The organism is Phytoactinopolyspora halotolerans (assembly GCF_010550675.1).
In the GTDB taxonomy this organism is placed as follows: Bacteria; Actinomycetota; Actinomycetes; order Jiangellales; family Jiangellaceae; genus Phytoactinopolyspora; species Phytoactinopolyspora halotolerans.
The window spans coordinates 36724-61220 of sequence record NZ_JAAGOA010000019.1 but is presented as its reverse complement, the minus strand read 5'-3'; the positions used below and the strand labels follow the sequence as shown (position 1 = coordinate 61220).

The window sequence follows — 24497 nt, the reverse complement described above, 5'->3', positions numbered from 1 at the left end:
CAGTTCGCTACGCGTCTCCATGAGACCTCTCGCTGCAGCATGGCGCGCGCTCACGCCTGATCGGACATCCTCCGCAGCCGCTTTGCAATGCACACCTATACGCAACGGCACGTGGCTGTGTTGCGTGGGTGTGTGCATTGCAAAGCGCGGGCAACGACCGCTTCGCCTAGGCATCGCGTCGCGCCTCCACCCAGTTGTCCAGCTCCTCGCGGAGCACCTCACGATCGTCGAATGGCTCCACCGTGCCTGCGATCTCCTGCCCTTGCTCGTGTCCCTTACCGAGCACGATCACCGTGTCGGTCCCTCCCCGCGCCTGTTCCAGCGCCGCTGTGATCGCCGCACGCCGCCCAGCGACCTCTATCACCTCGGCACGTTCCTGGTCGCGCACGCTCTGTGTCCCTGCCAGCACCGCGGCCCGGATCGCGGCCGGATCCTCCGACCGTGGGTTGTCGTCCGTGATCACCACCACGTCCGCCTCCGCGGCCGCCGCCGCGCCCATCAGCGGACGCTTGTCCCGATCACGGTCTCCGCCCGCACCGATCACGGCGATCAGCCGCCCCGAGGCCGGCCGGTCGCGCCGCAACGCCCGCAGGACATTCTGGATGGCATCCGGCGTATGTGCGTAATCGACCAGAGCTATGGGGGCGTCCGCGGCTGTGGGGGCGTCCGCGGCTGTAGGGGCGTCAGCGGCTGCGGGGGCGTCCGTCGAATCCGCCTGCGGCCAGACGCGTTCCATCCGGCCGGGCACCTGAGAACACTGGGCCACGCCGCCGGCCGCGATATGCGGATCGATCTCCGCCTCCGCGAGCATCGTCACCGCCAACGCCGCGTTCGCCACGTTGAATTCGCCCGGCAACGGCACCTGCAGCGGGATCCGCCGGCCATCCGCCGCGACCAGGACGGTCTCCGGGCGCAGCGCCGCGCCCGGTCCATCGTCGGGCTTGCCTGGAGTATTACCCGCATCGACCGGGGTGACGCCACCGTCGTCGCCAGGGACGTCGGCGTCATCGCCCCCCACCGCGAGCGCGCCGTCCGCGCGTGCATAGTGGTTCGTCCCGGTCACGTCCGCGGACTGTTCGGTCTCGGCCGCCGCCGCCCAATCGGCCGGGCCTGCGCCGGTCACCGTTGCGACGGTCACGTGCGGGATCTCCACACGGGCGGCGAGGCGTCGGCCCCACTCGTCGTTGACGCAGATCACCGACCGTCTGGCGTACCGCGGCGTGAACAGCCGCGCCTTGGTGGCGAAGTAGTCCTCCAGGTCGGCGTGGAAGTCCAGATGGTCCTGCGAGAGGTTGGTGAACCCGGCGACGTCGAACCGGATGGCGTCCGCCCGCCCGTATGCCAGCGCGTGGCTGGACACCTCCATCACGCAGGCCTGCATCCCGCGCTCCCGCATCACGGCCAGGAGGGCCTGCACCTCGGTGGCCTCCGGGGTGGTCCGCACGCTGCGCACCACCTCGTCACCGATCCGGGTCTCCACCGTGCCGATCAACCCGGTCCGGATGCCGGCGTGGCGCAGACCGGCCGCCAGCAGGTAGGCGGTCGTCGTCTTCCCGTTGGTGCCGGTCACACCCAGCATCAGCAGGTCCTTGGACGGCCGGCCGTAGATCTCCGCGGACACCTCGCCCAGCCACTGCCGCGGATGATCCACCACGATCACCGGCACCTGGCCGAGCCAGCCGCCGCTCGTCTGCCGCCGCATGCCCGCCAGGCCGGCCCCGGCGTCGTCGGTGAGCACCGCCGCGGCCCCGGAACGTACCGCGTCGTCCAGGAACCGGGCGCCGTGCGTCACCTCGCCAGGCAGCGCGACGTAAAGGTCGCCCTCCCGCACCTGGCGCGAGTCATGGGTGACCCCGGTGACGGTGATGTCGTCCTGTTCCGGCACGGCTCCAAGCGGCAGCACATCGCGCAGCGCGGCCAATCTGAACGGCGCGAGCTGCTGAGGACGGGGACCAGACCAATCAGGCACGGCAGCAAAATCTACTCGCCGTCGGTTCGTGCCGTCGCATTCCCACCCCGGGTCGGCTCGTCACGCGCGCGCACAAACGCCCCCCGACCATGCCAGACACGATCCTCTCACTCCTCCACGCCGTCGGCGAAGAGCGGAAGCTCCGGCGCCGGCTCCTCCGACGGCGCCACGCCGTCCCGCTCCAAGGCGAACTGCAGGATATCCGCGAACGCCGGACCCGCCAGCCCACTACCCGAGTTCCCGTTGCGCGGGTTCATCAGCGACACCGCGACAACGTACTGCGGATCGTCCGCCGGTGCGAATCCCATGAATGACGCGTTGTACTGCGAATAGCAGCCGCATTCCGGATCCACACGCTGCGCGGTTCCGGTCTTGCCGGCCACGCGGTAACCGTCCAGCGCGACCTTCTGACCGGTTCCGCCCTCGCCCATGACGGCTTCCATCATCGCGGTCACCTCGGCCGCCGTCTCCTCGCTCACCACGCGGTCGGGTTCGCGCGGATCGGTCGGCGTCCGTTCGCCGTCGGCGGAGACCGTCGCCGAGACGAGCGTCGGATCGATCCGCACACCGCCGTTGGCGATGGTCGCGTATGCCGAGGCCATCTGGACGGTGTTCACCGAGACCCCTTGACCGAACGAGATGTTGTCCTGGGTCAGCTGGGACCATTCATCCAGCGACGGCAGGCGCCCGGACGTCTCCGACGGCAGGCCGATCCCGGTGGCCTCGCCGATGCCGAACCGCTCCAGGTACCCGCGGAACGTCTCGCCGTCGAGCTCCTCCGCGACCTGCAGCGTGCCGACGTTGCTGGACTTGGCGAGGATGCCGGCCAGCGTCATCTCCTGTTCCGGGTGGCCGTAGTGGTCCCGGATGGTGTGCCCGCTGCGCCGGATGTTGTCGGCGACCGGCAGCGTGGTGGACGCGTCGGCCACGCCCTCCTCGAGGATCGCGGCCATGGTCAGCGGCTTGAACACCGAGCCCGGCTCGTAGGCCTCCTCCACGGCTCGGCTCCCGCGGTCCGGCCCGTCGGTCTTCTCCGGGTGGTTCGGATCCAGCGATGGGGCGCTGGCGATCGCGGCGATCTCGTTCGCCTCGCCGGTGAGCTCCAGGACCACCGCCGTGCCTCCGTCGGCGTTCGCGTTGTCCACCGCCTCGGCCAGCACCTCCTCCGCGTACCACTGCAGGTCCCGATCGATCGTCAGCTCCAGGCTCTCGCCCGGCACGGGCTCCTCGCGCGCCATCGCGTCGGTCGGGATGCGCTCGCCGCTGGGACTCTCCCGGTACGCGATCCGGCCGTCCTGCCCGGCCAGCGTGTTCTCCTGGGAGAGCTCCAGGCCACCCAACGGGGTCCCGTCGGAGCTGAGGAAGCCGACCACGTTCCCCGCCACCGGGCCCGCCGGGTAGGCACGCGCGTCGGCGTTCTCGGCGTCGAGGCCGGACAGGCCCATGTCCTGGATCTCGCGCCAGGTCGACCCTCCGACGTCCTTGGCGACGTAGACGAACCGATCCTCGCCGGTGAGCCGTTCCTGCAACGCTTCCGCGTCCTGATCCAGCACCGTCTCCAGCTGGAGCGCGTACGCGGCCGGGTTCGTCACCTGGGTCTGATCGACGAAGACGTTGTAGGCCTCGACGGCTCGCGCCAGCGGCTCACCGTTGCGGTCGACGATGTCACCGCGTTCCGCCGGCAGCGGCACCATCTTCCGGCCGATCTGGCTGGCCGTCAGCATGTACGTGGATGCGTCCAGCCCTTGCAGCTGGACCAGCCGGCCGGCGAACAGCGACATCAGCACGCACAGGCCGGCGAGCAGCACTCTGAGCCGCTTGCGCGAATCGGCCATCCGGAACAGCCGCGGCGTCTTGTGGCGTTGCCTGGCCGTTTTCGGCTTGGCCTGTTCCGGCCGGGCCTGCTTGGGCCTGGCGGCTGCGGGCTTGGTCAGGCGCGCGCTCGCCGGCTTGCGCGGACGTGCCGGCGTGCCGGACGCACGCTCAGACGGCTGGCGCGTCGCCGACGCGCGGGTGCGTGCGGAGGTGGGACGGGTCGTGCGGACCGCGCGCTTGATCGACGACGACTTGCCGGCATCCGATCCGGGCCGTTGCTTCGGCTGCGGTGTGGCCGACGTGCCGGCGTTGCGCGCCACGCCGCCACGGCCGCGGCCGCCTGTGCTGCCGGAGGCCGATCCGCGTCCGGTCTTCCCCGCGTTCGCGGCGTTCGTGGTTTTCCCGCGGTTCGCGGACTTCCCGCCGTTCGCGGCTCTCCCGCCGTTCGCGGACTTCCCGCCGTTCGCGGCTCTCCCGCCGTTCGCGGACTTCCCGCCGTTTCCGCCGTTGCGACCCTGGCCGGCCGCCGGACCGGCCGAACGCCTGCCCCCCGATGCGTCGGCACCGCGCCCGTTGTTCTTTCCACCGCTCCGCTGTCCCGCGGCGGTACGGCCAGAACGGCCGCCGCCACCCGGGTCACCGGTCCCTCGACGCCCGGAGCGGCGCGGGTCCGGCTCTCTCACTCGTCACCGCCGTTGGCCGGCGGGGGCGTGGTGATCTCCAGGATCTCCAGATCTTCGGCCGGTACCATGCCCAGTTCCTCGGCGCGCTCGGCGAGTCCGGCCGGCGACTCCTTCTCGGCGACCTGGCTGGCCAGAATCTCCGCGCGGTCCCGCAGGGCCGTGGTCTCCGCCTCCAGCCGGGCCAGCTCGAACGAGCCTTGCTGCAGCGCCGTGTTCAGCAGCAGGAGCCCCACCAGGCCGATGCCGAGCACCAGCAGGATCAGAACGACAAATGGCGCCCGCGGTGTCCGCGCGACGCCCGGCAGCACGCGTAGCGTCCGGCGCGTGCCTGGCCGGGCCGCTTCAGGCGTGGTCAGTGCCCGCTCAGCGCTCATGGTCATTCCTCCCCGTGTGTTCTGTCGTCCCGCGGTGCATCCGGTGGTGGCGATGCACCGGACGGCCGTGTCTTCTCCGTCGTCCGGGGCGACTCGGTCTGCCGTCGTGTGTCGGCCGACCGTGGTTCCGTGCTTCTCGCGCGCTCTGCCGCACGTAGCCGTGCCGATCCTGCGCGCGGGTTGGCCGCCACCTCGTCCGGCGTCGGCGCCTCGCCTCTGGTCAGCAGCTTCAGCACCGGCCGGTGTTCGGGCAGCTCCACCGGCAGTCCCGGCGGCGCGGTGCTCGCGGCTCCGGCAGCGAGGGTGCGTTTGACCATCCGGTCTTCAAGAGAGTGGTAGGCGAGGAAGACGATGCGACCGCCCACCGCCAGCGCGTCGATCGCGGCCGGCAATGCCGATCGCAGCGCCTCCAACTCGCCGTTCACCTCGATCCGCAACGCCTGGAACGTGCGCTTGGCCGGGTTGCCTCCGGTACGCCGTGCGGGGGCCGGGATCGAGTCCCGGATCAGCTCGACCAGGCGTCCGCTGGTTCTGAACGGTTCGCGGGCACGCTCGCGGACGATCGCGGACGCGATGCGGGAGGCGTACCGCTCCTCGCCGTAGTCGCGCAGCACCCGGGTCAGATCCGCGGCCGGGTAGGTGTTGAGCACGTCCGCTGCTGTGGGACCGCTCGACTGCTGGTCCATCCGCATGTCCAGTGAGGCGTCCTGCGCGTAGGAGAAGCCGCGGTCGGACTCGTCGAGCTGCAACGACGAGACGCCGAGGTCGAACAGGATGCCCTGCACCTGGTCGATGCCGCGATCGGCCAGCACCGCGCCCAGTTCGTCGTAGACGGCGTGGACGGCGGTGAACCTCTCACCGAACGGGTCGAGCCGACGGGTCGCCGCCTCGATCGCCTGAGTGTCCCGGTCGAGACCGATGACGTGCGACTGCGGGCATCGGCGCAGCAACGCTTCGCTGTGCCCACCCAGGCCGAGTGTCGCGTCGACGGCGATGCTGCCGGGTTCCTGCAGAGCAGGCGCCAGGAGCTCGACCACCCGGTCGAGCATCACGGGCACGTGCTCCGCGCCCGGCGCTTCCCGCTCCGACATCTGAACCCCCGTTCTCGCCTGTCGTTTCGGCCGCGCCGTTGAGTCGCTGCGCCGACATCTGCCGATCTGTTGGTCGCGTCCCTTCTGGTTCGTGCAACCAGGTCCCCGCCCGCTCGTGCTTGGTCGATTCGTCGGTACTGCCTGGCGCCGGGGAAGGTGCGTCAGCCAGTGGTGAGCGGGCCGGAGACCTCGTTGCACGAGACAGCGTGGTCTGGGGCGGCGTGGGCTGGATTGCCGTGGACTCGGTCGCGGCTGGTCGGCGGTTAGAAGATGCCGGGCAGTACCTCCTCGGAGATGTCGGCGAACATGGGTTCCTTCTCCGCCTGGTAGGTGTCCCAGGCTTCGGTGGACCAGATCTCGACGCGGGTCATCGCGCCGACGACGGTGCACTCCTTCTCCAGGCCGGCGTACGTCCGCAGGCCGGGCGGGATGGTGATGCGCCCCTGCTTGTCCGGCACCTCGTCGCTGGCGCCGGCGGCGAGCATCCGCGCGAAGTCGCGAGTGCCTTTGTGGGTGAACGGTGCCGCGCGGAGCTGCTCGGTGAACCGCACGAACTCGGCGCGCGGCCACACGTAGAGGCAACGCTCCTGCCCTCGTGTGATCACTACGCCCTCCGCCAGGTCTTCTCGGAACTTCGCCGGGAGGAAGAGCCGCCCCTTGTCGTCCAGGCGCGGGTTGTGGGTGCCCAAGAACATGTGCCCCACCTCCCCGTCGGCTAGGCCACTCTCGCTCCATTGCTCGCCACTCTACTCCACTTTCCCCCACTTGCAACCACAAACGACCCCGTCAGCACCACGATCTCCCCCACTTCACCTTTCGGCGTCGGCAAACACCGAGGTCAGGGAGGTGTGGGGCAAAGTGGGTGAGGAGTGGAGCAGTGGTGGGGCGGACGCGCGCCCGCCACCTCGCCCCACACCGACCGTTCCGCCCGCGTCCGCTGCCCCGCCCCGCCTCCGCTGCCCCGCGCCGCGTCGACTGCCCCGCCCCACATCGACCCACGCCGGCCGCCCCGTCCGCCTCAAGGAGGCCATTCGCCCCACTGACCGCCCCACCCCACATCGACCCCACCACAACTCGCCGACCACGGCGGGGAGCGGGAACCACGACCGGAGCCGTGTGAGGAGAGTGGAGCATCGTGGGGGACGCGAGGTGAACGACATTGTGGTCGCCGGGATGACCGCTTTGTCGTTCGTTACACGCTGAGAACCGACCGTGCGGTCTGCCGTGTGAGAAAGAGCGGTCTCAGAACCGACCGTGCGGTCTGCCGTGTGACCGGATGCCGAGTCCCGGCCCGGAAGATCACGATCGGGCGGAACGCGCGCTCGAAGGAACGACAATCTGGTCGTCAGAACAACCACTATGTCGTTCGGTTCCCCGCCCGCAGTCGGTTCCGCACGCCCGCCCGAAGGTCGCGAGCACTGGTCCAGACCGCTTGGGGCCCGGATTCACTCCCGCCGTTCGGCGGCCTACGTGCAACCGGCCGGCAGGCCGCCACACCGCACATCAAGGAACGCCATGCTCAGCCCGCGGGCGGGTGGCGCCGCGCGCCGATCCGGAATGCGCCGGATGCAACTCTTTTCGCCTGCCGTACGTCTGACAGATGATGCCGGCAACTCGATACGGCGGAGCCGGCCGTGGTACACGAGGGGAGCAAGTGGGTAACCGTAAGGCCGCCGCCGACGATGAGCGCAGCATCGGACTCGTTTATCGGCGCACAATTTGCGAGACTCGTGGAACAGAACACCCCACAGTGGGGCGCGGTGGAGCGCGCAAGCCTTGCATCCGCTCGCGGCGCCGGTGAGAAGGAGACGTCAGTGCCAGATCCCGTCACCCAAAGCCACCTCGGACCGCCGCCCGCGCCACCGGCCGGTGCCGCCGAGCCGGACGGCCATCGTCCCGGTGAGCTCGACCTGGCCGACCTCACCGACACCGCGGACCGGTTGCAGAACGCCATCGGCGGGGTCATCGAGGGCAAGGCCGACGTCATAGAGCTGGCACTGGCCACGCTGTTCGCCGAGGGCCACCTGCTGATCGAGGACGTCCCCGGTGTCGGGAAGACCATGCTGGCGAAGTCGGTCGCCCGCGCCATCGACTGCTCGGTCCGCCGCATCCAGTTCACGCCGGACCTGATGCCCAGCGACGTCACCGGGGTGTCGGTGTTCAACCAGGAGACCCGGGAGTTCGAGTTCAAGCCCGGCGGCGTGTTCGCCAACGTCGTCGTCGGTGACGAGATCAACCGCGCCTCACCCAAGACGCAATCCGCCCTGCTCGAGTGCATGGAAGAGCGCCAGGTCACCGTCGACGGCACCACCTACCCGCTCGACACGCCGTTCATGGTGGTCGCCACCCAGAACCCGATCGAGATGGAGGGGACCTACCCGCTGCCCGAGGCGCAGCGCGACAGGTTCATGGTCCGCCTCTCCATGGGGTACCCCGCCGTCTCGGACGAGATCGAGATGATCGACACGCACGGCTCCTACACCGGGCTGGACAGCCTGGAGCCGGTGACCGACGCGGCACACATGCGCAAGCTCATCGGGCTGGTGCGCTCGGTCTACGTGTCGTCCGCGGTGAAGCAGTACGCCGTCGCGATCACCAGCGCTACCCGCACCTCCCCGGAGCTTCGGCTCGGCGCATCGCCACGCGCCACATTGCACCTGGTCCGCGCCGCCAAGGCGTGGGCGGCGCTGGACGGCCGCGACTACGTCCTCCCCGACGACCTGCAGACACTCGCCGCACCGGTACTCGCGCACCGGCTGCTGCCGACGGCGGAGGCGCAGATCGGTCGCCGCGAGGCGTCGGCGGTCATCTCCGACATCGTCCGTCAGGTACCTGTGCCGGAGGGCCGGTAACAGCAGATGGGCCGATCCCTCTCGGGGCTCACCACGCGTGGCTGGGCGTTCGTCTCCCTCGGCGGCGGCATCACGCTGTCGGCGGTCCTCATCGGCCAGCGTGATCTGCTCCGGGTCGGCATCCTGCTGCTGATCCTGCCGCTCACCAGCCTGCTGGTCGCCGCACGCAGCCGGGTCCGGCTGGCCGCCAGCCGCACCGTCGAGCCGTCGCGCGTGCAGGTCGGCTCCAGAGCGACGGTCCATCTGGAGCTGTCCAACGCCACGCGCATCCCCACCGGGGTGGTGCTGGTCGAGGACACGCTTCCGTACACGCTGGGCAGCCGCCCCCGTTTCGTCCTCGACCACGTCTGGTCCCGGTTCCGGCGCGAGGTCACCTACGCCATCCAGCCGTCCATGCGCGGCCGCTACCCGGTCGGGCCGCTCGCGATCCGCGTCACCGACCCGTTCGGCCTGGTCGAGCTGCGTCGTTCGTTCGACGACGTCGGCACGCTGGTGGTCACCCCCACGGTGTGGCGGTTGCCCGCCGTACGACTCGTCGGCGAGTGGAGCGGCAGCGGCGAGACCCGGCCGCGCGCGATCGCCACCGCCGGCGAGGAGGACGCCACCATCCGCGTCTACCGGGACGGCGACGACATGCGGCGTGTGCACTGGCGCGCGACCGCCCACCACGGAGAGTTGATGGTGCGCCGGGAGGAGCAGCCCTGGCAGAGCCGGGCCGGCATCCTGCTGGACACCCGCCTGGGCGGGCATATCGGCGACGGGCCGGACTCGTCTCTGGAGTGGGCGGTGAGCGCGGCCGCCTCCATCGGTGTGCATCTGACCGAACGCGGCTACTCGGTGCAGCTGTTCACCGACGCGGCCGACGCCGCACACGCCGGCGACACGGACCACCGCTCCCCCGCCCACGCCGCGGACTCCCGCGTGGCACTGCTGGACCGGCTCGCCGTGGTGTCGGCGAGCCGGCACACGTCGGTGGCGCACTGGCAGGAGATGCTGGCGGGCACGGCCAGCGGGATGCTGATCGCCGTGCTGGGGCGGCTGCATCCGGAGGAGGCGAACATGGTGGCCCGGCTGCGGCAGGGTTCGTCGGCCGCGCTGGCCATCCTGCTCGACGTCCCGTCCTGGACGACCATGGCCAACGTGGACGCAGAACGGATCCGGCAGGCGGAGGTGGTGCAGAACATGCGGCGCGGCGGCTGGAGTGTGGTGACGGCGGGCCGCAACGAGCACCTCGCCTCGGTATGGGAAGGCCTGGGCCTGCAGCGTGGCGGCGGGCCGGCGATGAGTGACGACGGGCGGGCGACGAGTGCCGGCGGGCCGGCAACGAAAGGCGCGGCATGAACAACAGCAGCCGGTTGACGCTGGTGGGAGGCGTGGCCGCCCTGGTCTCCGTGCTCCCGCTGCTGGTGCTGACTCAGGACTGGGACTGGTTGCTGCCCGCCGCGCTTGCCATCGCGCTGGTCACGGCCACCGGATATCTGGGGCGGCTGCTGCGGATCCCGGGCGGGTTGGAAGCTCTGGTTCAGATCGCGGTGCTGACGTGGTGGCTCGGCTTGCTGATCGCCGCGGACCTGGCGTGGATGGGCGTCTTTCCCAGCACCGCCTGGCCGGAGCGGTTCGAACTCGTCTTCCGCGAGGGTGCGGAAACCATCAACATCATGCCGAGCCCGGTGCCGGTGACCGACGGCGTCCTGATCTTCCTGGTCGGCGGGGCCGGCGTCGTCGCGCTGCTCATCGACATGTTCTCCGCCAGCCTGAAGCGCACGGTGCTGACCGGCGCGCCGATCGCCGCGTGCTACGCGGTCACCGCCGCCGTCGAGGGCGGCAACATCGGCTGGTGGTGGTTCATCGCGCCGGCGGTCGCCTACCTGGCGATGTTGCTCACCGAGAGCCGCGCCCGGGTGGCCGCGTGGGGCCGGGTGGCCGCGCCGTCCGGCCCGCGCGGCGTCCAGGACCTGCCCGGTGTCGACGCTCTCGCCCGCAACGGCCGACGGGTCGGCGCGTTCGCCCTGATCGCCGCCGTGACCATCCCGGCCGCCGCACCGGCCCTGTCGGACGGGTTCGTCCAGGGCCGCGGGAGCGGCGGGGGCGGCGGCGACGGACGGACCATCCGCACCGACAACCCGATCCTGGACCTGCAGCGCAACCTGAACCGGCCGGACAACGTCGACGTGCTGCGGTATCGCGCATCCGACGACGCTCCGCACTACATCCGCACCGTGACGCTCGACTCGTTCGACGGCGACGTGTGGCAGACCTCGGACCGGCCGGTGCCGGAATCGCAGCGGGTGAACGAGGGTCTGCCGGACCCGCCCGGCATGGATCTGGACGATCCGCCGGAGATCGAGTTCGACTTCGAGATCACCGACAACTACAGCTCGCGCTGGTTGCCGCTGGCCTACCCGGCGCAGGAGATCGAGATCGCCGGCGACTGGCGCTACGACAACGACACGCTCGACGTGGTCTCCACCGACGACGACGTGCTGGGCACCGAGTACACCGCGGTCAGCCTCGACGTCACCGTCGACGCGGAGACGCTGCGCAACGCCGACGAGCCTGACTCGGACCTGTCGGACGCGACGGAACTCCCGGACGACCTGCCGCCGATCGTCACCGAGCTGGCGGAGGAGGTGACGCGCGACCGGGACACCGACTTCGGCCGCGCCGCCGCGCTGCAGGAGTGGTTCCGCGGTCCGGAGTTCACCTACGACACATCCACGCAGCCTGGAACCTCCGCCGGCGCCGTCGCCGATTTCCTCAACGACCGCACCGGATACTGCGAGCAGTTCGCCGCGACGATGGCCATCATGGCCCGTCACCTGGGCATCCCGGCGCGGGTCGCGGTCGGGTTCACCCCCGGCACCTACGAGGGCAACGACACCTGGCTGGTGCGCTCGCACGATTCGCATGCCTGGCCCGAGCTCTACTTCGACGGCGTCGGCTGGGTGCGCTTCGAGCCGACACCCGCGGGACGGACCGGAACGGCGCCGTCGTGGACGGTCCAGCCGGTCGAGCGGACGCCGTCGGACAACTCCCCCGTGCCCGACTCCACCGCCACGGCGGCGCCGAACGAGGACCCCGAGACGCCGATCGGCGGCCGAGACTTCGAGGGTGGCGTCGGGTCCACGGGCGATGGCGCGAGTCGCTGGCCGTGGGTGGTGGCCGCGGCCGTGCTGGGAGCGGCGATACTCGCGCTGGTGCCGACCGGCCTGGCCCGGCTGCGCAGCTGGCGTCGGTGGGCGCGGGCCGGTGACGATCCGGCGGATGTCGCGGCGGCGGCCTGGGCTCAGTTCCGGGAGACGGTCCGCGACGCTGGATTGAGCTGGGACGACGCGGCCACGCCGCGATCCGCCGGGCGCTCGGTCGCGGCGGGCGCCGGGTTGTGGGACGAGAGCCGTGAGATGCTCGACCATCTCGTCTCGGTGGTGGAGCGGTCGCGGTACTCCCGCTCGGCCGAACCTGTCGCCGGGCTGCGGGCGGACACGGCGATGCTGTGCCGCACCATCATGCGTTCGCGTCCGCTGCGCCGGCAGGTCCGCGCGTTCCTCTGGCCGTCGTCGTTGCGAGACGGCTGGGCGTCGCTGAGCCGCAAGGCGTCCTCCGGCCTGGACCGGATCGACACCGCGGGCGACCGAACCCGCGCCTACTTCGACCGCCGCCTGCGCACCGCCCTCCGCCGCTAGCCAACCCTCACCCACGCCCTAAATGATCATGTGAAGTGGGTTTTCTCGTGCTCTACCATGCCTCCAGACCCGGTAGAGCACGAGAAACCCTGGTAAGGCGCACGGCGGCACCTATGGGCAGACGCTCGCGACCCGCGTAGGGGTCGCGTCATAGCGGCAACGCGCAGGTGACGACGGATCCCGCCACGGACGGCCGCACGATGTCAACGGGTCACGGCAGGTAGCGCCGCACGTATCTCGTGCTCCATCCTGGCCTTGCCGACGGCAGCACGGATCGTCTCCACATTCACGTACGACGCGCGCACAACGACGTCAGCAGTGCGCGGACAGCTCAAACCCCAATGGGTCCGCGTAGTGACAGCAGGCAATGATGCCGCCAGAACCCGGCTGCACGCAGCCGATCAGATCAGTTGCCGTAGCCGCGCTCGCGACGATTCCGCCAGCGCTCTTCCATCCTCTGCATGAACGTGCCATCATGCTTCGGCCCCTTGGACCGGCCGCTTCGCCGCTGACGACGCGGCGAGCCGGGACTGATGTCTGGCACGTCTGCATCGTCCGACGCCTCCGGCGCACGGCGCCAGGATGTGACCCCCAGCCATGCGGACACAAGCATGACCACGAAGCCGGCAATGGGCAGGACAAGCATCTCGTTACCGTTGGTGCTGAACAACAGCGCGCCCGCCATCAACAGCACAACGCCCAGGACGAAACAGATCCCCGCCCACACGGTACGACGCACATAGCGTCGCCGTATGTCGGCGCCACGCATCGTGGTGGCGAACTTCGGATCCTCGGCCTGGAGCGCCTGCTCCATCTGCTCGAGCAGCCGCTGCTCATGATCGGAGAGAGGCACCGTATTCCCTCCAACGAACGCGGACTATCTGGGGCCTTTCCTGCTGTACCCTCCAGCATATGCGTACTGAGCGCTGGGGAAAAGCCGGGGTCACGGAGAGAGCGATATGAGCCTGGAGAAAATCGGACCAATCGTGCGGATCGCGCTCTAGCGATGGTCCGGGCCGGCCTCGAACCGGCGCCGCATCACTCATCCGGCCCATCACGGACGCGCCGCGATCACGTGTAGCACGGCGGCCATCGCGCGCATCTCCGGCACGCCGGCCGCGGCCGCCTCCAGCGCCGCCAGCGCCCGGACGTCGGCCGGCTCGTCGACCAGTGCGCCAGGCACCAGATCGGTGAAGATCCGCACCCCGTGGATCTCCTCGATGGTGAAGCCCGTCTCCGCCAACACCGCCCTCAGCTCAGCTTCGCGGAACCTCCTGGGCAGCGGATCGGTCGGCCCCCATCGGCCGTCCGGGTCGTCGAGCAGCCGGCGCGCCTCATGCAGGTGACCCGCCACCGCCTTGCTGATCACGGCAGCGTTGCGCTGCGCGACGACGATACTGGCCAGCGCACCGGGCCGCAGGCATTCGGCGATGCCGGCCAGGGCGGACGACGGCTCGTCCACCACCTCGAGCACACCGTGACACAGCACCAGATCCGCGGACTCCTTGCCGACCAGTGCGCCCAGGCCGGCAGCGTCCCCCTGAACCGCCGCGACCAGGTCGGTCACCTGCGCCTCGCTGGCCCGCTGCCGCAACGTGGCCAGCGCGTTCGGGCTTGGGTCCACGACGGTGACCCGGTGGCCGTCGGCGGCCAGTGGCACCGCGAAGATACCGCTGCCGCCGCCGACGTCGACGATGTCAAGTCCAGCCCGGCCCAGCGCCGACGTGCGCCGCGCCACCACGCCGGAGACCTGTTCCCACACCGCGGATCCGCGCACCCCGCGATGCGAATGGTCCGTCATCCCACCACCGTTGCCCATCGACCGAAGCCCTCCTGCGCCCGCCCACGTCCGAGCATCGCACCCAGACCCCACCCTACGTGTGGCCCGGCGATGCAGCGCCGGTTCCCCACCGATACGACGTCTGACGCGTCAGCTGTCGCTGGACCGCGCCCACAGGTTCAAACCGGCTTCCACAGCGTACTGATCGATCTCCGCCAGCTCGTCGTCGGTCAGCTCCGGCCGCTGCAGGATGCCCAGATTATCCATGAGCTGATCCACGGTCCGAGCCCCGACCAGCACCGACGTCACCCGCCGATCACGCAGCGCCCAGCTCAACGCCAGTTGCGCCAGCGATTGGTCGCGCCGCGCCGCGATCTCGTTCAGGGCCCGCAGCCGCCGCACCGCGTCGTCGGTGATGAGCGACGGGTCGAACGACCCCGGCCGGGCGGCGCGCGCGTCGTCGGGAATGCCGTTCAGGTACTTGCCGGTGAGCAAGCCCTGCGCCAATGGCGAGAAGGCGATCACGCCCATCCCGTGTTCACCGGTGACGTCCAGCAGGCCGTCCTCGATCCACCGGTTGAACATCGAGTACGACGGCTGGTGGATCGCGATCGGAGTGCCGAGGTCGGCCATGATCTGCACCGCCTCCCGGGTCCGTTCCGGCGAGTACGACGAGATACCCGCGTACAGAGCCCGGCCCGACCGTACCGCCGTGTCGAGCGCGCCCATCGTCTCTTCCAGCGGCGTGTCCGGGTCGAAGCGATGCGAATAGAAGATGTCGACATAATCCAGGCCCATTCGTTCCAGCGACGCGTCCAGACTCGCCAGCAGGTATTTCCGCGACCCCCACTCCCCGTACGGGCCGGGCCACATGTCGTATCCGGCCTTGGTGGAGATGATGAGCTCGTCCCGGTACGGCTTCAGGTCCTCGGCGAAGATCCGGCCGAAGTTCGTCTCCGCCGAACCGGGCGGCGGGCCGTAGTTGTTCGCCAGATCGATGTGGGTGATGCCGTGGTCGAACGCCGTCCTGATGATCTGGCGCTGGTTCGCCAGCGGGGTGTCGTCGCCGAAGTTCTGCCAGAGCCCGAGCGAGACCGCGGGCAGCTGCAAGCCGGTTCGGCCGCTGCGTCGGTACTCCATCGCGTCGTATCGCGACTCGGCCGCTTGGTACGGCGCGTTGGCATGCAGGTTCTTTGGAGGTCGTTGTGCCATGGTGCGAACCTATCGTCTATGCCGAACCGCCGTTCGTCCCGCCGTGCGGGCCCCTCCCACAGCCCCGGATCCGCATCGTCCTCGGCCGGCGCCGCGCACCCGCGGTCCCGCCCGACGCGTCGAGGGCGTCAGCGGGCCGAGCCGGCCGAGGGGTCGTTCGAGATCGACGGGGGCGTTGCGGACCTGATCCCCGACGACGAGCGCCAGCGTGGCTGGACCGTCGCGATCAACGGCGTGCCCAGCTCACACGTCGACCTCGACGATCCGACGCGGCTCGACTTCGAGTACATGCAATGGACCGGCCGGATCCTCGACGTTTTCGCAGCCGACGGAGCACCGATCGACGCCGTCCACGTGGGCGGCGCCGGGTGCACGCTTCCCCTGTACATCGCCGCCACCCGGCCGGGATCGAGGCAGTTGGTATTCGAGGTCGACGCCGGGATGGTGGCGCTGGCCCGTTCCGCGTTCGGGCTTCGCGGCGTCGCGGGCCTGCGGCTGAAGACCGGCGACGGCCGGGCGGGGCTGTCCGGGTTGGCCGACGACGATGCCGACATCATCATCCGGGACGCGTTCAGCGACCGGGTGCGCGCCGACGACCCCAGCGCCGACGACGACACGGACGCGCCCAAGGCACGTGTCCCCGCGCATCTCTCCACCGTCGGATGGTGCCAGGAAGTGGCGCGGGTGTTGCGTGGTGACGGGATCTACGTGGCGAACGTCGCCGACAGCGCGCGGGTACGGGAGTCTCGGGTGGAGGCGGCGTCGGCGCTGGAGGTGTTCCGGCACGTCGCGCTGGTGGCCGAACCGGCCCAGCTGCGCGGCCGCCGGTACGGGAACGTGCTGGTCGTGGCGTCCCAGGCGGAGTTGCCGGCCGAGGCGTTGATCCGCCGGCTGGCGGGCGGCGCCGTGCGGGCCAGATACGTGGAACCGCCTCGGGTCCGTGAGCTGGTGGCCGGGGTCCGTCCCCGGCACGATTCTGAGTGAGCCTCGGTGAGTGTTCCAGCTCGCACGACAGTGAAGCGGGGAACCGGGAGACAAGTCACCGGTTCCCCGCTTCCCTTTCCCAACGGACGAACGTGGGGTCTTGGGGGATGTCACCCGGCGAGCGCCAGCTTCAGCGTCCGTGCCCGAATCTTGGCGCCGCCGGGCGACTCATATATCAACTGCAGCCACTCGTCGAACCACAGCCCTCGCAGACATAGCAACTGCCGGCTGGGCGCATCTTGGTGCCGCAGGTCATGCACAACGGAGCATCGGTGCTGGTGCCCTGGATCGCTTCCAGAAGCTCCGCCGAGGTGTGCGCATCGGCCGGAGCAGGCTTGGCCGCGGCGGCCGTGGCCGTATCGCTCTCCGCGGACCGCTCCTCCTCCTGCGTCGCGGCCGAACTCTCCCTCATCGGCACCGACTGCCGATAGGACTCGACCTCGAACGCCGTGTCGTCGTCGACGGGTGCGTACTCACCCGTCTTCAGCTGCTGAGTCCGCTCCGCCGCGGTGTAGATGCCGAGCGCGGACCGGGTCTCGAACGGCAGGTGATCCAACGCCAGCCGACGGAAGATGTAGTCGACGACGCTCTGCGCCATCCGCACATCCGGGTCGTCGGTCATGCCGGCCGGTTCGAAGCGCATGTTGGTGAACTTCTCGACGTAGGTCTCCAACGGCACGCCGTACTGCAGCGCTATCGAGATGGCGATGGAGAACGCGTCCATCACCCCGGCCAGCGTCGAACCCTGCTTGCCCAGCTTGAGGAAGACCTCACCCAGGCCGTTGTCCGGATACGAGCCGGCGGTCACATAGCCCTCCGCGCCGCCGACCGTGAACGACGTGGTCTGGCTCGGGCGGGACTTCGGCAGCCGACGGCGCGTGGGCCGGTACTCGACCACCACTTCCTTCTCCGGCTCATTGCTGTCCTTGCGGCTGCTGCCGTCCGACAGCGGCTGGCCCACCTTGCAGTTGTCCCGGTACACCGCCAGCGCCTTGAGGCCGAGCTTCCAGCCCTCGAGGTAGACCTCCTCGATGTCCTCCACTGTGGCGGATTCGGGCATGTTCACGGTCTTGCTGATCGCACCGCTGAGGAACGGCTGGACCGCCGCCATCATCCGCACGTGGCCCATCGGCTCGATCGCCCGGGGCTGGCCCGCCGCGCAGTCGAAGACCGCGTAGTGCTCCGGCTTCAGGCCGGGCGCGTCCACCACATTGCCGTGCTGGGCGATGTACTCGACCACGGCCTCGATCGTCTCCTCGGTGTACCCGAGCTTGCGCAGCGCCTCGGGCACGGTGTGGTTGACGATCTGCATCGAGCCGCCACCGACCAGCTTCTTGAACTTCACCAGGGAGAAGTCCGGCTCGATCCCCGTGGTGTCGCAGTCCATCATGAAGCCGATGGTGCCGGTCGGCGCCAGTAGGCTGGCCTGGGCGTTCCGCCAGCCGTTCGTCTCGCCGAGCTTGTTTCCCTCCTGCCAGTACGTGGTCGCCAGCTTCTGCACGGCCCCGTCGAGCGACGAGTGCGTGCGCAGCGCGTCGTTGGCGGCCGCGTGCTTGCGCATCACCCGGGCGTGCGCCTCGGCGTTGCGAGCGAAACCGTCATACGGTCCGACGACGCCGGCCAGTTCGGCGGAGCGCTTGTAGGCCGCACCGGTCATCAGCGAGGTGATGGCCGCCGACATCGCCCGGCCCGCCTCCGAGTCGTATGCGAAACCCGACGCCATGAGCAGCGCACCCAGGTTGGCGTAGCCGATACCGAGCTGGCGGTACGCCCGCGTGGTCTCGGTGATCTTCTCCGTGGGGAAGTCCGCGAAGCAGATCGAGATGTCCATCGCGGTGATGATCAGCTCGACCGCCCTGGCGAACGTCTCGCCGTCGAAGCTGCCGTCCGGGTTGAGGAACTTCAACAGGTTGAGGCTGGCCAGGTTGCACGACGAGTTGTCCAGGCTCATGTACTCCGAGCACGGGTTGCTGGCCGTGATGCGGCCGGTCTCGGGGTTGGTGTGCCAGTCATTGATGGTGTCGTCGTACTGGATGCCGGGATCCGCGCACTCCCAGGCCGCCTGGGCCATCTTGTTGAACAGATCGCGCGCGTCGACCGTGTCGATGACCTCCCCCGTCATGCGTGCCCGCAGGCCGAACTTCTCGTTCTGTTCGACCGCACGCATGAACTCGTCGGAGACCCGCACGGAGTTGTTCGCGTTCTGGTACTGCACCGAGACGATGTCCTTGCCGCCCAGATCCACCTCGAAGCCGGCGTCGCGCAACGCCCGGATCTTGTGCTCTTCGCGTGCCTTCGTCTCGATGAACTCCTCCACGTCGGGGTGGTCGACGTCGAGCACGACCATCTTGGCCGCTCGCCGCGTCGCACCGCCGGACTTGATCGTGCCGGCCGAGGCGTCCGCACCGCGCATGAAGCTCACCGGGCCGGATGCGGTACCTCCGGAGGAGAGCAGCTCCTTGCTGGACCGGATCCGGGACAGGTTCAGGCCGGCACCGGAACCGCCCTTGAAGATCATCCCCTCCTCGGCGTACCAGTTCAGGATCGACTCCATCGAGTCGTCCACCGAGAGGATGAAACAGGCCGACACCTGCTGCTTGGACGCGGTGCCGACGTTGAACCACACCGGCGAGTTGAAGCTGAAGACCTGGTGGAGCAGCATCCAGGTCAGCTCGTGCTCGAAGATCTCCGCATCGTCCGGCGTGGAGAAGTAGCCGTGCTCCTCACCCGCGCTGCGATAGGTCTTCACTACACGGTCGATGAGCTGCTTCAAGCTCCACTCGCGCGCATCGGTACCGAGCGCACCGCGGAAGTACTTGGTGGTGACGATCGTCGAGGCGTTCAACGACCAGAACTCCGGGAACTCGACGCCCTTCTGCTCGAAGACCGTCTCCCCCGTCTGCCAGTTCTGCTGGGAGACGTCCCGTCGCTCCCAGCTCACCTCGTCATATGGATGCACGCCAGGTGTGGTGTAGAGCCGCTGGATGGTGAGTCCCCGTGCGGCCCCTTTGCCCCTGCCCCGCCCCGGACCCTTCGCCCGGGAACCGCCGCGGCTCGGACCGCTCACCGTCTCTGTCATGGAATGCTCCCTCGTGTTCGTTCCCCCGTTGCCGACACCCGCCCGGAGTGAGCATGGCGTGCCGGAATCGAGCCGGATCTTCAGTTCTCTGCGGTGGACGTTCAGTGCTGTGGCTCTGGCATGTGCTCCGTCCGGTCGCCCCGCAGTGCGGCGATCTCGGCTTCGAAATCCGCCAGAGTGTCGAAACTCCGATAGACGCTTGCGAACCGCAGGTACGCCACCTCGTCGAGCTCCCGCAACGGCTCGAGAATGGCCAGCCCTACTTCGTTGCTCGGGATCTCGGCGGAACCCGAGCCGCGGATGTGGTCTTCGACGCGCTGCGCGAGCCTGGCCAGCGCGTCCTCGTCGACGCCCCGGCCCTGACACGCCTTACGCACCCCGGCGATGACCTTCTCCCGGCTGAACGGCTCGGTCACCCCGGACCTCTTCACCACGGCCAGCGTCAGCTTCTCGACAGTGGTGAACCGGCGCTCACACGCCGGGCACTGCCGCCGCCGCCGAATGGCCGCGCCATCATCGGCGGTCCTGCTGTCGACCACCCGGCTGTCTGGGTGCCGGCAGAAGGGACAGTTCACGGCAATCTCTCCCTTCCGTTACCTGACCTGTGGATGAGTTGGGGACAACCTGTGCACTACCGACCACAATCTGTGGACTACTTACAGCTATGTAACTACTACATCTAGGGGTACGGTACGTCGCAACGAGTGGGCATGCAACCGAATCCGAAGGAACGGCCGCCACCTCTTCATCCGAGCAGGTCACACGCCACACGACGGCCGACACTCGGCGCGTCGCCGCCACATCGGCCCACGTCGCTCGAGCCGAGAGTGAGCAAGCACACCTCGCCGAATCGCCGTGAGCAAGGCCACGCTCGGCACATACGCTTTCCACGTTCCTCCATGTGGAGACCCCGCCGTGGCTCAGGGAGAACCGCGCGCCGCGGTAACCGAGCCGTCAGAACTCGGCGGTCGGCCGCCCAGGCGGCTCAGCGGCCCTCAGCGGGAACCGTCAGCGTGTCACCCGGGCGGATATCCGCTCCAGACGTCAGGCCATTGAGACCCATGATCGCGTCCACCACTGCGCGCGGGTCACCGTCAGGGTCGACCTCCCGCGCCAACTGCCACAGCGTGTCACCGGGCTGGACCTCGACCCGAACCGTCTCGACCTCAGCGCTCGTTCCGCCCACGTACTGGACGATGGGCAGCGCCGCCAGTGCCACCAGCACCATCCACAGGGCGGCGACCACAACACGACCGCGACGAGTGAGCCGCGACCCATGCATACTCGGCGCGGCAGACGTGGCGCATCCCGCACGGCGCGACCGCCCCGACTCTGCCCCGATGCGTCGCAGACGTGGCTCGTCACTCACCGCGGGTCGCCGCGGTCGGAGCGTCGGAGACGGCGCTACCACCGGCGCCCGGCCACGATCACCGGTCTCGGCTGGTTCGGCGGTCCGCGCCGGCCGAGTGAACGGAAGCACCACCGCCATCCCGGGCTGGTCTGACAGAGAGTCCCAACCACCGTCCTCGCGCGTGTCGACCAACTGTCGCCCATGTGCCGAGCCCGACCCATCGGTGCGGGGGCCGACACGCCGCGACGCGTCGGACTCAGGCGCCTCACTCGCTTCGCGGGCAAGCGCGACGGAACGCGCCGCCGGCCGCGTCGACGTGATCGACATCGCCTTTACCTCCAGCTCTTTCCGGACACGACACACGGAAGGTACCGAACAGCCGTTCGATAGAACATCCGTGCGATTATTTGTACACCGTGGCACCGACAATGTCGAGAAACCCTCGAACAGATGTTTGATCGTGTCGCGTTTTCGAGCTAGCCTGACGTCGATAGATCAACAGGCACAGGGCTCTGGCACATGCCACGGCGTGTCCAGGGCCGTGCGGCAGAACTACCCGGAGGTAGCGTCGTGGCCAGACAAGGCAAGAATGAGCAGGAGGTGAACTCGGGCTCCGCACGGGGTGCCTCTGTTCACCAGTTCCCCGACCCGACCACGGGCGGTCGTCCCATCCTGACGCCGCGCCAGTGGAAGGTGCTGGAGGTCATCCGTGATGCGGTCGAGCGTCGCGGATATCCGCCGAGCATGCGTGAGATCGGGCAGGCGGCCGGCCTCGCCAGCCCGTCCAGCGTGTCGCATCAGCTGAGCGTCCTGGAGGCGAAGGGGTATATCCGCCGGGACCCGCACCGGCCGCGCGCGTTGGAGGTGCTGGCCCCGCCGCAACGCGATCAAGAGACTGCGCCGGTCGAGGCCGAACCGACACCCGAGGACACGCCGTTGCCGGCACCGTCCTACGTCCCGCTGGTCGGCCGGATCGCCGCCGGTGGCCCGGTGCTGGCCGAACAGGCGGTCGAGGACGTCTTCCCGCTCCCCCGCGAGCTGGTGGGCGAGGGCGAACTGTTCATGCTCAACGTCACCGGGGATTCCATGATCGACGCCGCCATCTGCGACGGTGACTGGGTGGTCGTGCGCCAGCAGCAGGTCGCCGAGAACGGCGAGATCGTGGCGGCGATGATCGACGGGGAAGCCACCGTCAAGACGTACAAGCGTCGCGACGACGGTGTCTGGCTACTGCCGCACAACGACGCGTACGACCCGATCCCGGGTGATGACGCCGCCATCCTCGGCCGCGTGGTCGCCGTGATGCGACGCATCTGATCTGTCTGTGCGCAACGCGGTAGCGCGAGTTCAATACCCTCCGGCTTGGCCACGGCCGTCGGCTGTCAGGCGCGATCATCGCGGCCTGGCAGCCGGCGGTCATCAGTCGGGCTGTGCCGGCGCCGGCTCGTTCAGTCGCCGCAATGCTCCCGTGACGACGGCGCGGTCGGAGGTGAACCACATCGGCGGCAACGAGGCGCGCAGGTAATTGCTGTAGCGAGCGGTGACCAGGCGGGGGTCCAAGACGGCCACGACGCCCCGGTCGGTCGACCGCCGTATCAGCCGCCCTGCCCCTTGGGCCAGCAACAGCGCCGCATGGTTCGCCGCGACCGTCATGAAGCCGTTCCCGCCGTTCTTCTCCACCCAGCGCTGGCGCGCGGAGCTCAACGGTTCGTCCGGACGCGGGAACGGCAGCCGGTCGATGATCACCAGCCGGCACGAGTCGCCCGGCACATCGACACCTTGCCAGAGTGAGAGCGTGCCGAACAGGCTGGTCGCGCTGTCTTCACTGAATTTGCGCACCAGCGTCGGCACCATGTCCTCGCCCTGACACAGGATGGTCAGCTCCGGCAGTCGCTGACGCACCGCTTCGGCCGCTTCTTCCGCACCTCGCCTGGAGGAGAACAGCGCAAGCGTGCGTCCGCCCGCCGCCGAGATCAACTCGACGAGGGCATCGACCGCCTGCGGACGCAGACCATCTCTCCCGGGTGTCGGCAGGTCCCGGGCGACATACAGAATCGCCTGCTTGGCGTAGTCGAACGGCGACCCGACGTCCAGGCCACGCCAGGCGGGTGCCTTCTCTCCGGTCAGTCCGAACGCGCCGGCGGCCGCCTCGAACGAGCCTCCCAGCTCGAGCGTGGCCGAGGTGGCGATCACCGTCGTTTCGCCGAACAGCTTGTCTCGCAGCAACCCGGCCACCGTCAGCGGAGCGATGCGCAGGATCTTGCCGCCCCGATCGCGGTCTTCCACCCAGACGACATCGTGCTCGCTCTCGGCCAGGATCCGTTCCGCGGTCTCGAAGATCTCGTCCACCATGGTCTTGGCCGCACGTCGGGCCGCCTCCGCGTCCGGTTCCTTCTCCCGATCGCCGGACGCCGCGAACCCCGACTGCACCGCCCGGGCCGCATCACGCACACCGACCAGCGCCTCCAGCAGCGCGTCCGGCAACTCGTCGATCCGCGCGGCCGGAGCGTCGGCGAGGACCTGACGCAATCGCTCTCCGGCCAGGCGCAACTCGCCGGCATCGCCTTCACCGGCGTAGGAGCGAGATCGCGTCGCCGCACGGTCCACCACGCCCGGCCAGAGGTCGGCCGCCGCTACGCTGGTGACCCGCGCAGCGAGCTCATGGCCCTCGTCGACCACCACCACCTCGTGCTCCGGCAGCACCGGCACACCCTCCAGCGCATTGATCGCCAACAGCGCATGGTTGGTCACCACGATGTCGGCGTCGCCGGCCCGAAACCGAGCCCGCTCGGCGAAGCACTCTGTGCCGTACGGGCAACGCTGCGCACCGAGACACTCCCGCGCACTCACCGATACCTGGCTCCAGGCACGGTCGCTGACGCCGGGCTCCAACCGGTCACGGTCACCGGTACCCCCGCGCTCCGCCTGCTCTTCCGCCCAGTCACGGGCTCGGATCACCTCGGCGCCCATGGCACCGACGGAAAGATCGTCCGCCGCGACCAACTCCCCCTGATCGTCCGGAACCCCGTTGCGGACCCGGTGCAGGCAGGCGTAATTCGCCCGTCCCTTCAGCGTCGCCCACCGTGGCCGCCGGCCGAGCAGCGGTTCCGCCGCGTCGGCCAGCGCCGGCAGATCACGGTCGACCAGCTGCGCCTGGAGCGCGAGCGTCGCCGTAGCGACGACGGTGGGCTCGTCCATGTCGGCGGCGAACAACAACGACGGCACCAGGTACGCCAACGACTTGCCCGTTCCGGTACCCGCCTGGACAAGCAGGTGTTCGCCGGTCCGGATCGCCTTCTCCACGGCCTCTGCCATCTGCACCTGGCCCGGACGCTCCGACCCGCCGAGCGAGGTGACCGCGGCATGCAACAGTTCCTGCACGCTGACGTCCTTGGCGCGGGAGATGCGGGGAGCCTCGCCCCGGTCCGCGGCATAGGGGTCCACGATGCCGGCGGCGTTGTGTTCCTCGTCGTCCGCGCTGCCGCCCGATACGTCGTCGTCGATCAGCTCCTCGCCGTGGGCCCGTGGCGCGGCGTCGAGACCCGCGTCGTCGAGCGCCGTGTCAACGTCATCTGTCAGCGAGGGTTGATCGCGGTTCACCGACGTGAGGCTACCCCTTTCGGC

17 protein-coding genes are annotated in these 24497 nt (G+C 69.4%); 5 read left to right on the top strand and 12 right to left on the bottom strand.

Features of this window, described 5'->3' with window-relative positions; translation table 11 throughout:
• Window positions 1-166: 166 nt before the first annotated feature.
• The 5 genes from G1H10_RS23255 to mraZ form a co-directional block, all read right to left on the bottom strand.
• Window positions 167-1969 (bottom strand): Mur ligase family protein, encoded by a 1803-nt coding sequence (locus G1H10_RS23255; protein WP_163742295.1) that lies wholly within the window; start codon window positions 1967-1969, stop codon window positions 167-169.
• A 107-nt stretch (window positions 1970-2076) separates the two neighbouring features.
• Window positions 2077-4104 carry a penicillin-binding transpeptidase domain-containing protein gene (locus tag G1H10_RS23250; RefSeq protein ID WP_163742292.1) on the bottom strand — a complete coding sequence of 676 codons (2028 nt, stop codon included), beginning with the start codon at window positions 4102-4104 and terminating at the stop codon, window positions 2077-2079.
• Between the two features lie 359 nt (window positions 4105-4463).
• Window positions 4464-4841, bottom strand: coding sequence for a cell division protein FtsL (gene ftsL, locus G1H10_RS23245; RefSeq protein WP_163742289.1), 378 nt, complete (start codon window positions 4839-4841; stop codon window positions 4464-4466).
• Between the two features lie 2 nt (window positions 4842-4843).
• Window positions 4844-5932 carry a 16S rRNA (cytosine(1402)-N(4))-methyltransferase RsmH gene (rsmH, locus tag G1H10_RS23240; RefSeq protein ID WP_163742286.1) on the bottom strand — a complete coding sequence of 363 codons (1089 nt, stop codon included), beginning with the start codon at window positions 5930-5932 and terminating at the stop codon, window positions 4844-4846.
• A gap of 263 nt (window positions 5933-6195) precedes the next feature.
• Complete coding sequence (gene mraZ / locus G1H10_RS23235) at window positions 6196-6627, bottom strand: division/cell wall cluster transcriptional repressor MraZ (protein ID WP_163742283.1); 432 nt, start codon at window positions 6625-6627, stop codon at window positions 6196-6198.
• A 1215-nt stretch (window positions 6628-7842) separates the two neighbouring features.
• Between mraZ and G1H10_RS23230 the strand changes: the two genes are divergently transcribed.
• The 3 genes from G1H10_RS23230 to G1H10_RS23220 are packed head-to-tail and all read left to right on the top strand — an operon-like array spanning window position 7843 to window position 12467.
• The gene (locus tag G1H10_RS23230) at window positions 7843-8784 is read left to right on the top strand and encodes an AAA family ATPase (RefSeq protein ID WP_376778655.1); all 942 of its coding nucleotides are present in this window, start codon (window positions 7843-7845) and stop codon (window positions 8782-8784) included.
• Between the two features lie 6 nt (window positions 8785-8790).
• On the top strand, window positions 8791-10125 hold the full coding sequence (locus tag G1H10_RS23225) for a DUF58 domain-containing protein (protein ID WP_163742278.1): 1335 nt from the start codon (window positions 8791-8793) through the stop codon (window positions 10123-10125).
• A complete protein-coding gene (locus G1H10_RS23220; protein ID WP_163742275.1) occupies window positions 10122-12467 on the top strand; it encodes a transglutaminase TgpA family protein in 2346 nt (781 codons plus the stop codon). The genes G1H10_RS23225 and G1H10_RS23220 overlap by 4 nt, the downstream gene beginning before the upstream one ends.
• Window positions 12468-12873: 406 nt before the next feature.
• Here the strand turns inward: G1H10_RS23220 and G1H10_RS23215 are convergent, their stop codons facing one another.
• From G1H10_RS23215 to mgrA, 3 genes are all read right to left on the bottom strand, one after another.
• Window positions 12874-13320, bottom strand: coding sequence for an SCO2097 family morphological protein (locus G1H10_RS23215; RefSeq protein WP_163742272.1), 447 nt, complete (start codon window positions 13318-13320; stop codon window positions 12874-12876).
• A gap of 201 nt (window positions 13321-13521) precedes the next feature.
• Window positions 13522-14268 (bottom strand): methyltransferase domain-containing protein, encoded by a 747-nt coding sequence (locus G1H10_RS23210; RefSeq protein ID WP_163742270.1) that lies wholly within the window; start codon window positions 14266-14268, stop codon window positions 13522-13524.
• A 129-nt stretch (window positions 14269-14397) separates the two neighbouring features.
• On the bottom strand, window positions 14398-15459 hold the full coding sequence (gene mgrA, locus G1H10_RS23205) for an L-glyceraldehyde 3-phosphate reductase (RefSeq protein WP_163742267.1): 1062 nt from the start codon (window positions 15457-15459) through the stop codon (window positions 14398-14400).
• Between the two features lie 18 nt (window positions 15460-15477).
• Here mgrA and G1H10_RS23200 point away from each other — a divergent pair, with 18 nt between their 5' ends.
• A complete protein-coding gene (locus G1H10_RS23200) occupies window positions 15478-16443 on the top strand; it encodes a spermidine synthase (protein ID WP_163742264.1) in 966 nt (321 codons plus the stop codon).
• 175 nt (window positions 16444-16618) lie between these two features.
• Here G1H10_RS23200 and G1H10_RS23195 read toward each other — a convergent pair whose 3' ends face one another.
• From G1H10_RS23195 to G1H10_RS23185, 3 genes are all read right to left on the bottom strand, one after another.
• Window positions 16619-19522: a vitamin B12-dependent ribonucleotide reductase gene (locus G1H10_RS23195; RefSeq protein WP_163742261.1), complete on the bottom strand. Its 2904-nt coding sequence runs from the start codon at window positions 19520-19522 to the stop codon at window positions 16619-16621.
• 101 nt (window positions 19523-19623) lie between these two features.
• Window positions 19624-20097, bottom strand: coding sequence for a transcriptional regulator NrdR (nrdR, locus tag G1H10_RS23190; protein ID WP_163742259.1), 474 nt, complete (start codon window positions 20095-20097; stop codon window positions 19624-19626).
• A gap of 410 nt (window positions 20098-20507) precedes the next feature.
• On the bottom strand, window positions 20508-20768 hold the full coding sequence (locus tag G1H10_RS23185; protein WP_216853590.1) for a LysM peptidoglycan-binding domain-containing protein: 261 nt from the start codon (window positions 20766-20768) through the stop codon (window positions 20508-20510).
• Window positions 20769-21392: 624 nt separating this feature from the next.
• Between G1H10_RS23185 and lexA the strand changes: the two genes are divergently transcribed.
• Entirely contained in the window at window positions 21393-22190 is a 798-nt protein-coding gene (gene lexA, locus G1H10_RS23180) for a transcriptional repressor LexA (RefSeq protein WP_163742254.1), read from the top strand.
• 102 nt (window positions 22191-22292) lie between these two features.
• Here the strand turns inward: lexA and G1H10_RS23175 are convergent, their stop codons facing one another.
• Window positions 22293-24473: an ATP-dependent DNA helicase gene (locus G1H10_RS23175; protein ID WP_312856626.1), complete on the bottom strand. Its 2181-nt coding sequence runs from the start codon at window positions 24471-24473 to the stop codon at window positions 22293-22295.
• Between the last annotated feature and the right edge of the window lie 24 nt (window positions 24474-24497).

What these genes read in the sequence shown, in the direction of transcription:
- G1H10_RS23195 (WP_163742261.1), bottom strand. Translation starts at nt 19,522, where the DNA reads ATGACAGAGACGGTGAGCGGTCCGAGCCGCGGCGGTTCCCGGGCGAAG.
- G1H10_RS23225 (WP_163742278.1), top strand. Translation starts at nt 8,791, where the DNA reads ATGGGCCGATCCCTCTCGGGGCTCACCACGCGTGGCTGGGCGTTCGTC.
- ftsL (WP_163742289.1), bottom strand. Translation starts at nt 4,841, where the DNA reads ATGAGCGCTGAGCGGGCACTGACCACGCCTGAAGCGGCCCGGCCAGGC.
- mraZ (WP_163742283.1), bottom strand. Translation starts at nt 6,627, where the DNA reads ATGTTCTTGGGCACCCACAACCCGCGCCTGGACGACAAGGGGCGGCTC.
- G1H10_RS23200 (WP_163742264.1), top strand. Translation starts at nt 15,478, where the DNA reads ATGCCGAACCGCCGTTCGTCCCGCCGTGCGGGCCCCTCCCACAGCCCC.
- G1H10_RS23220 (WP_163742275.1), top strand. Translation starts at nt 10,122, where the DNA reads ATGAACAACAGCAGCCGGTTGACGCTGGTGGGAGGCGTGGCCGCCCTG.
- rsmH (WP_163742286.1), bottom strand. Translation starts at nt 5,932, where the DNA reads ATGTCGGAGCGGGAAGCGCCGGGCGCGGAGCACGTGCCCGTGATGCTC.
- mgrA (WP_163742267.1), bottom strand. Translation starts at nt 15,459, where the DNA reads ATGGCACAACGACCTCCAAAGAACCTGCATGCCAACGCGCCGTACCAA.
- G1H10_RS23210 (WP_163742270.1), bottom strand. Translation starts at nt 14,268, where the DNA reads ATGACGGACCATTCGCATCGCGGGGTGCGCGGATCCGCGGTGTGGGAA.
- lexA (WP_163742254.1), top strand. Translation starts at nt 21,393, where the DNA reads ATGCCACGGCGTGTCCAGGGCCGTGCGGCAGAACTACCCGGAGGTAGC.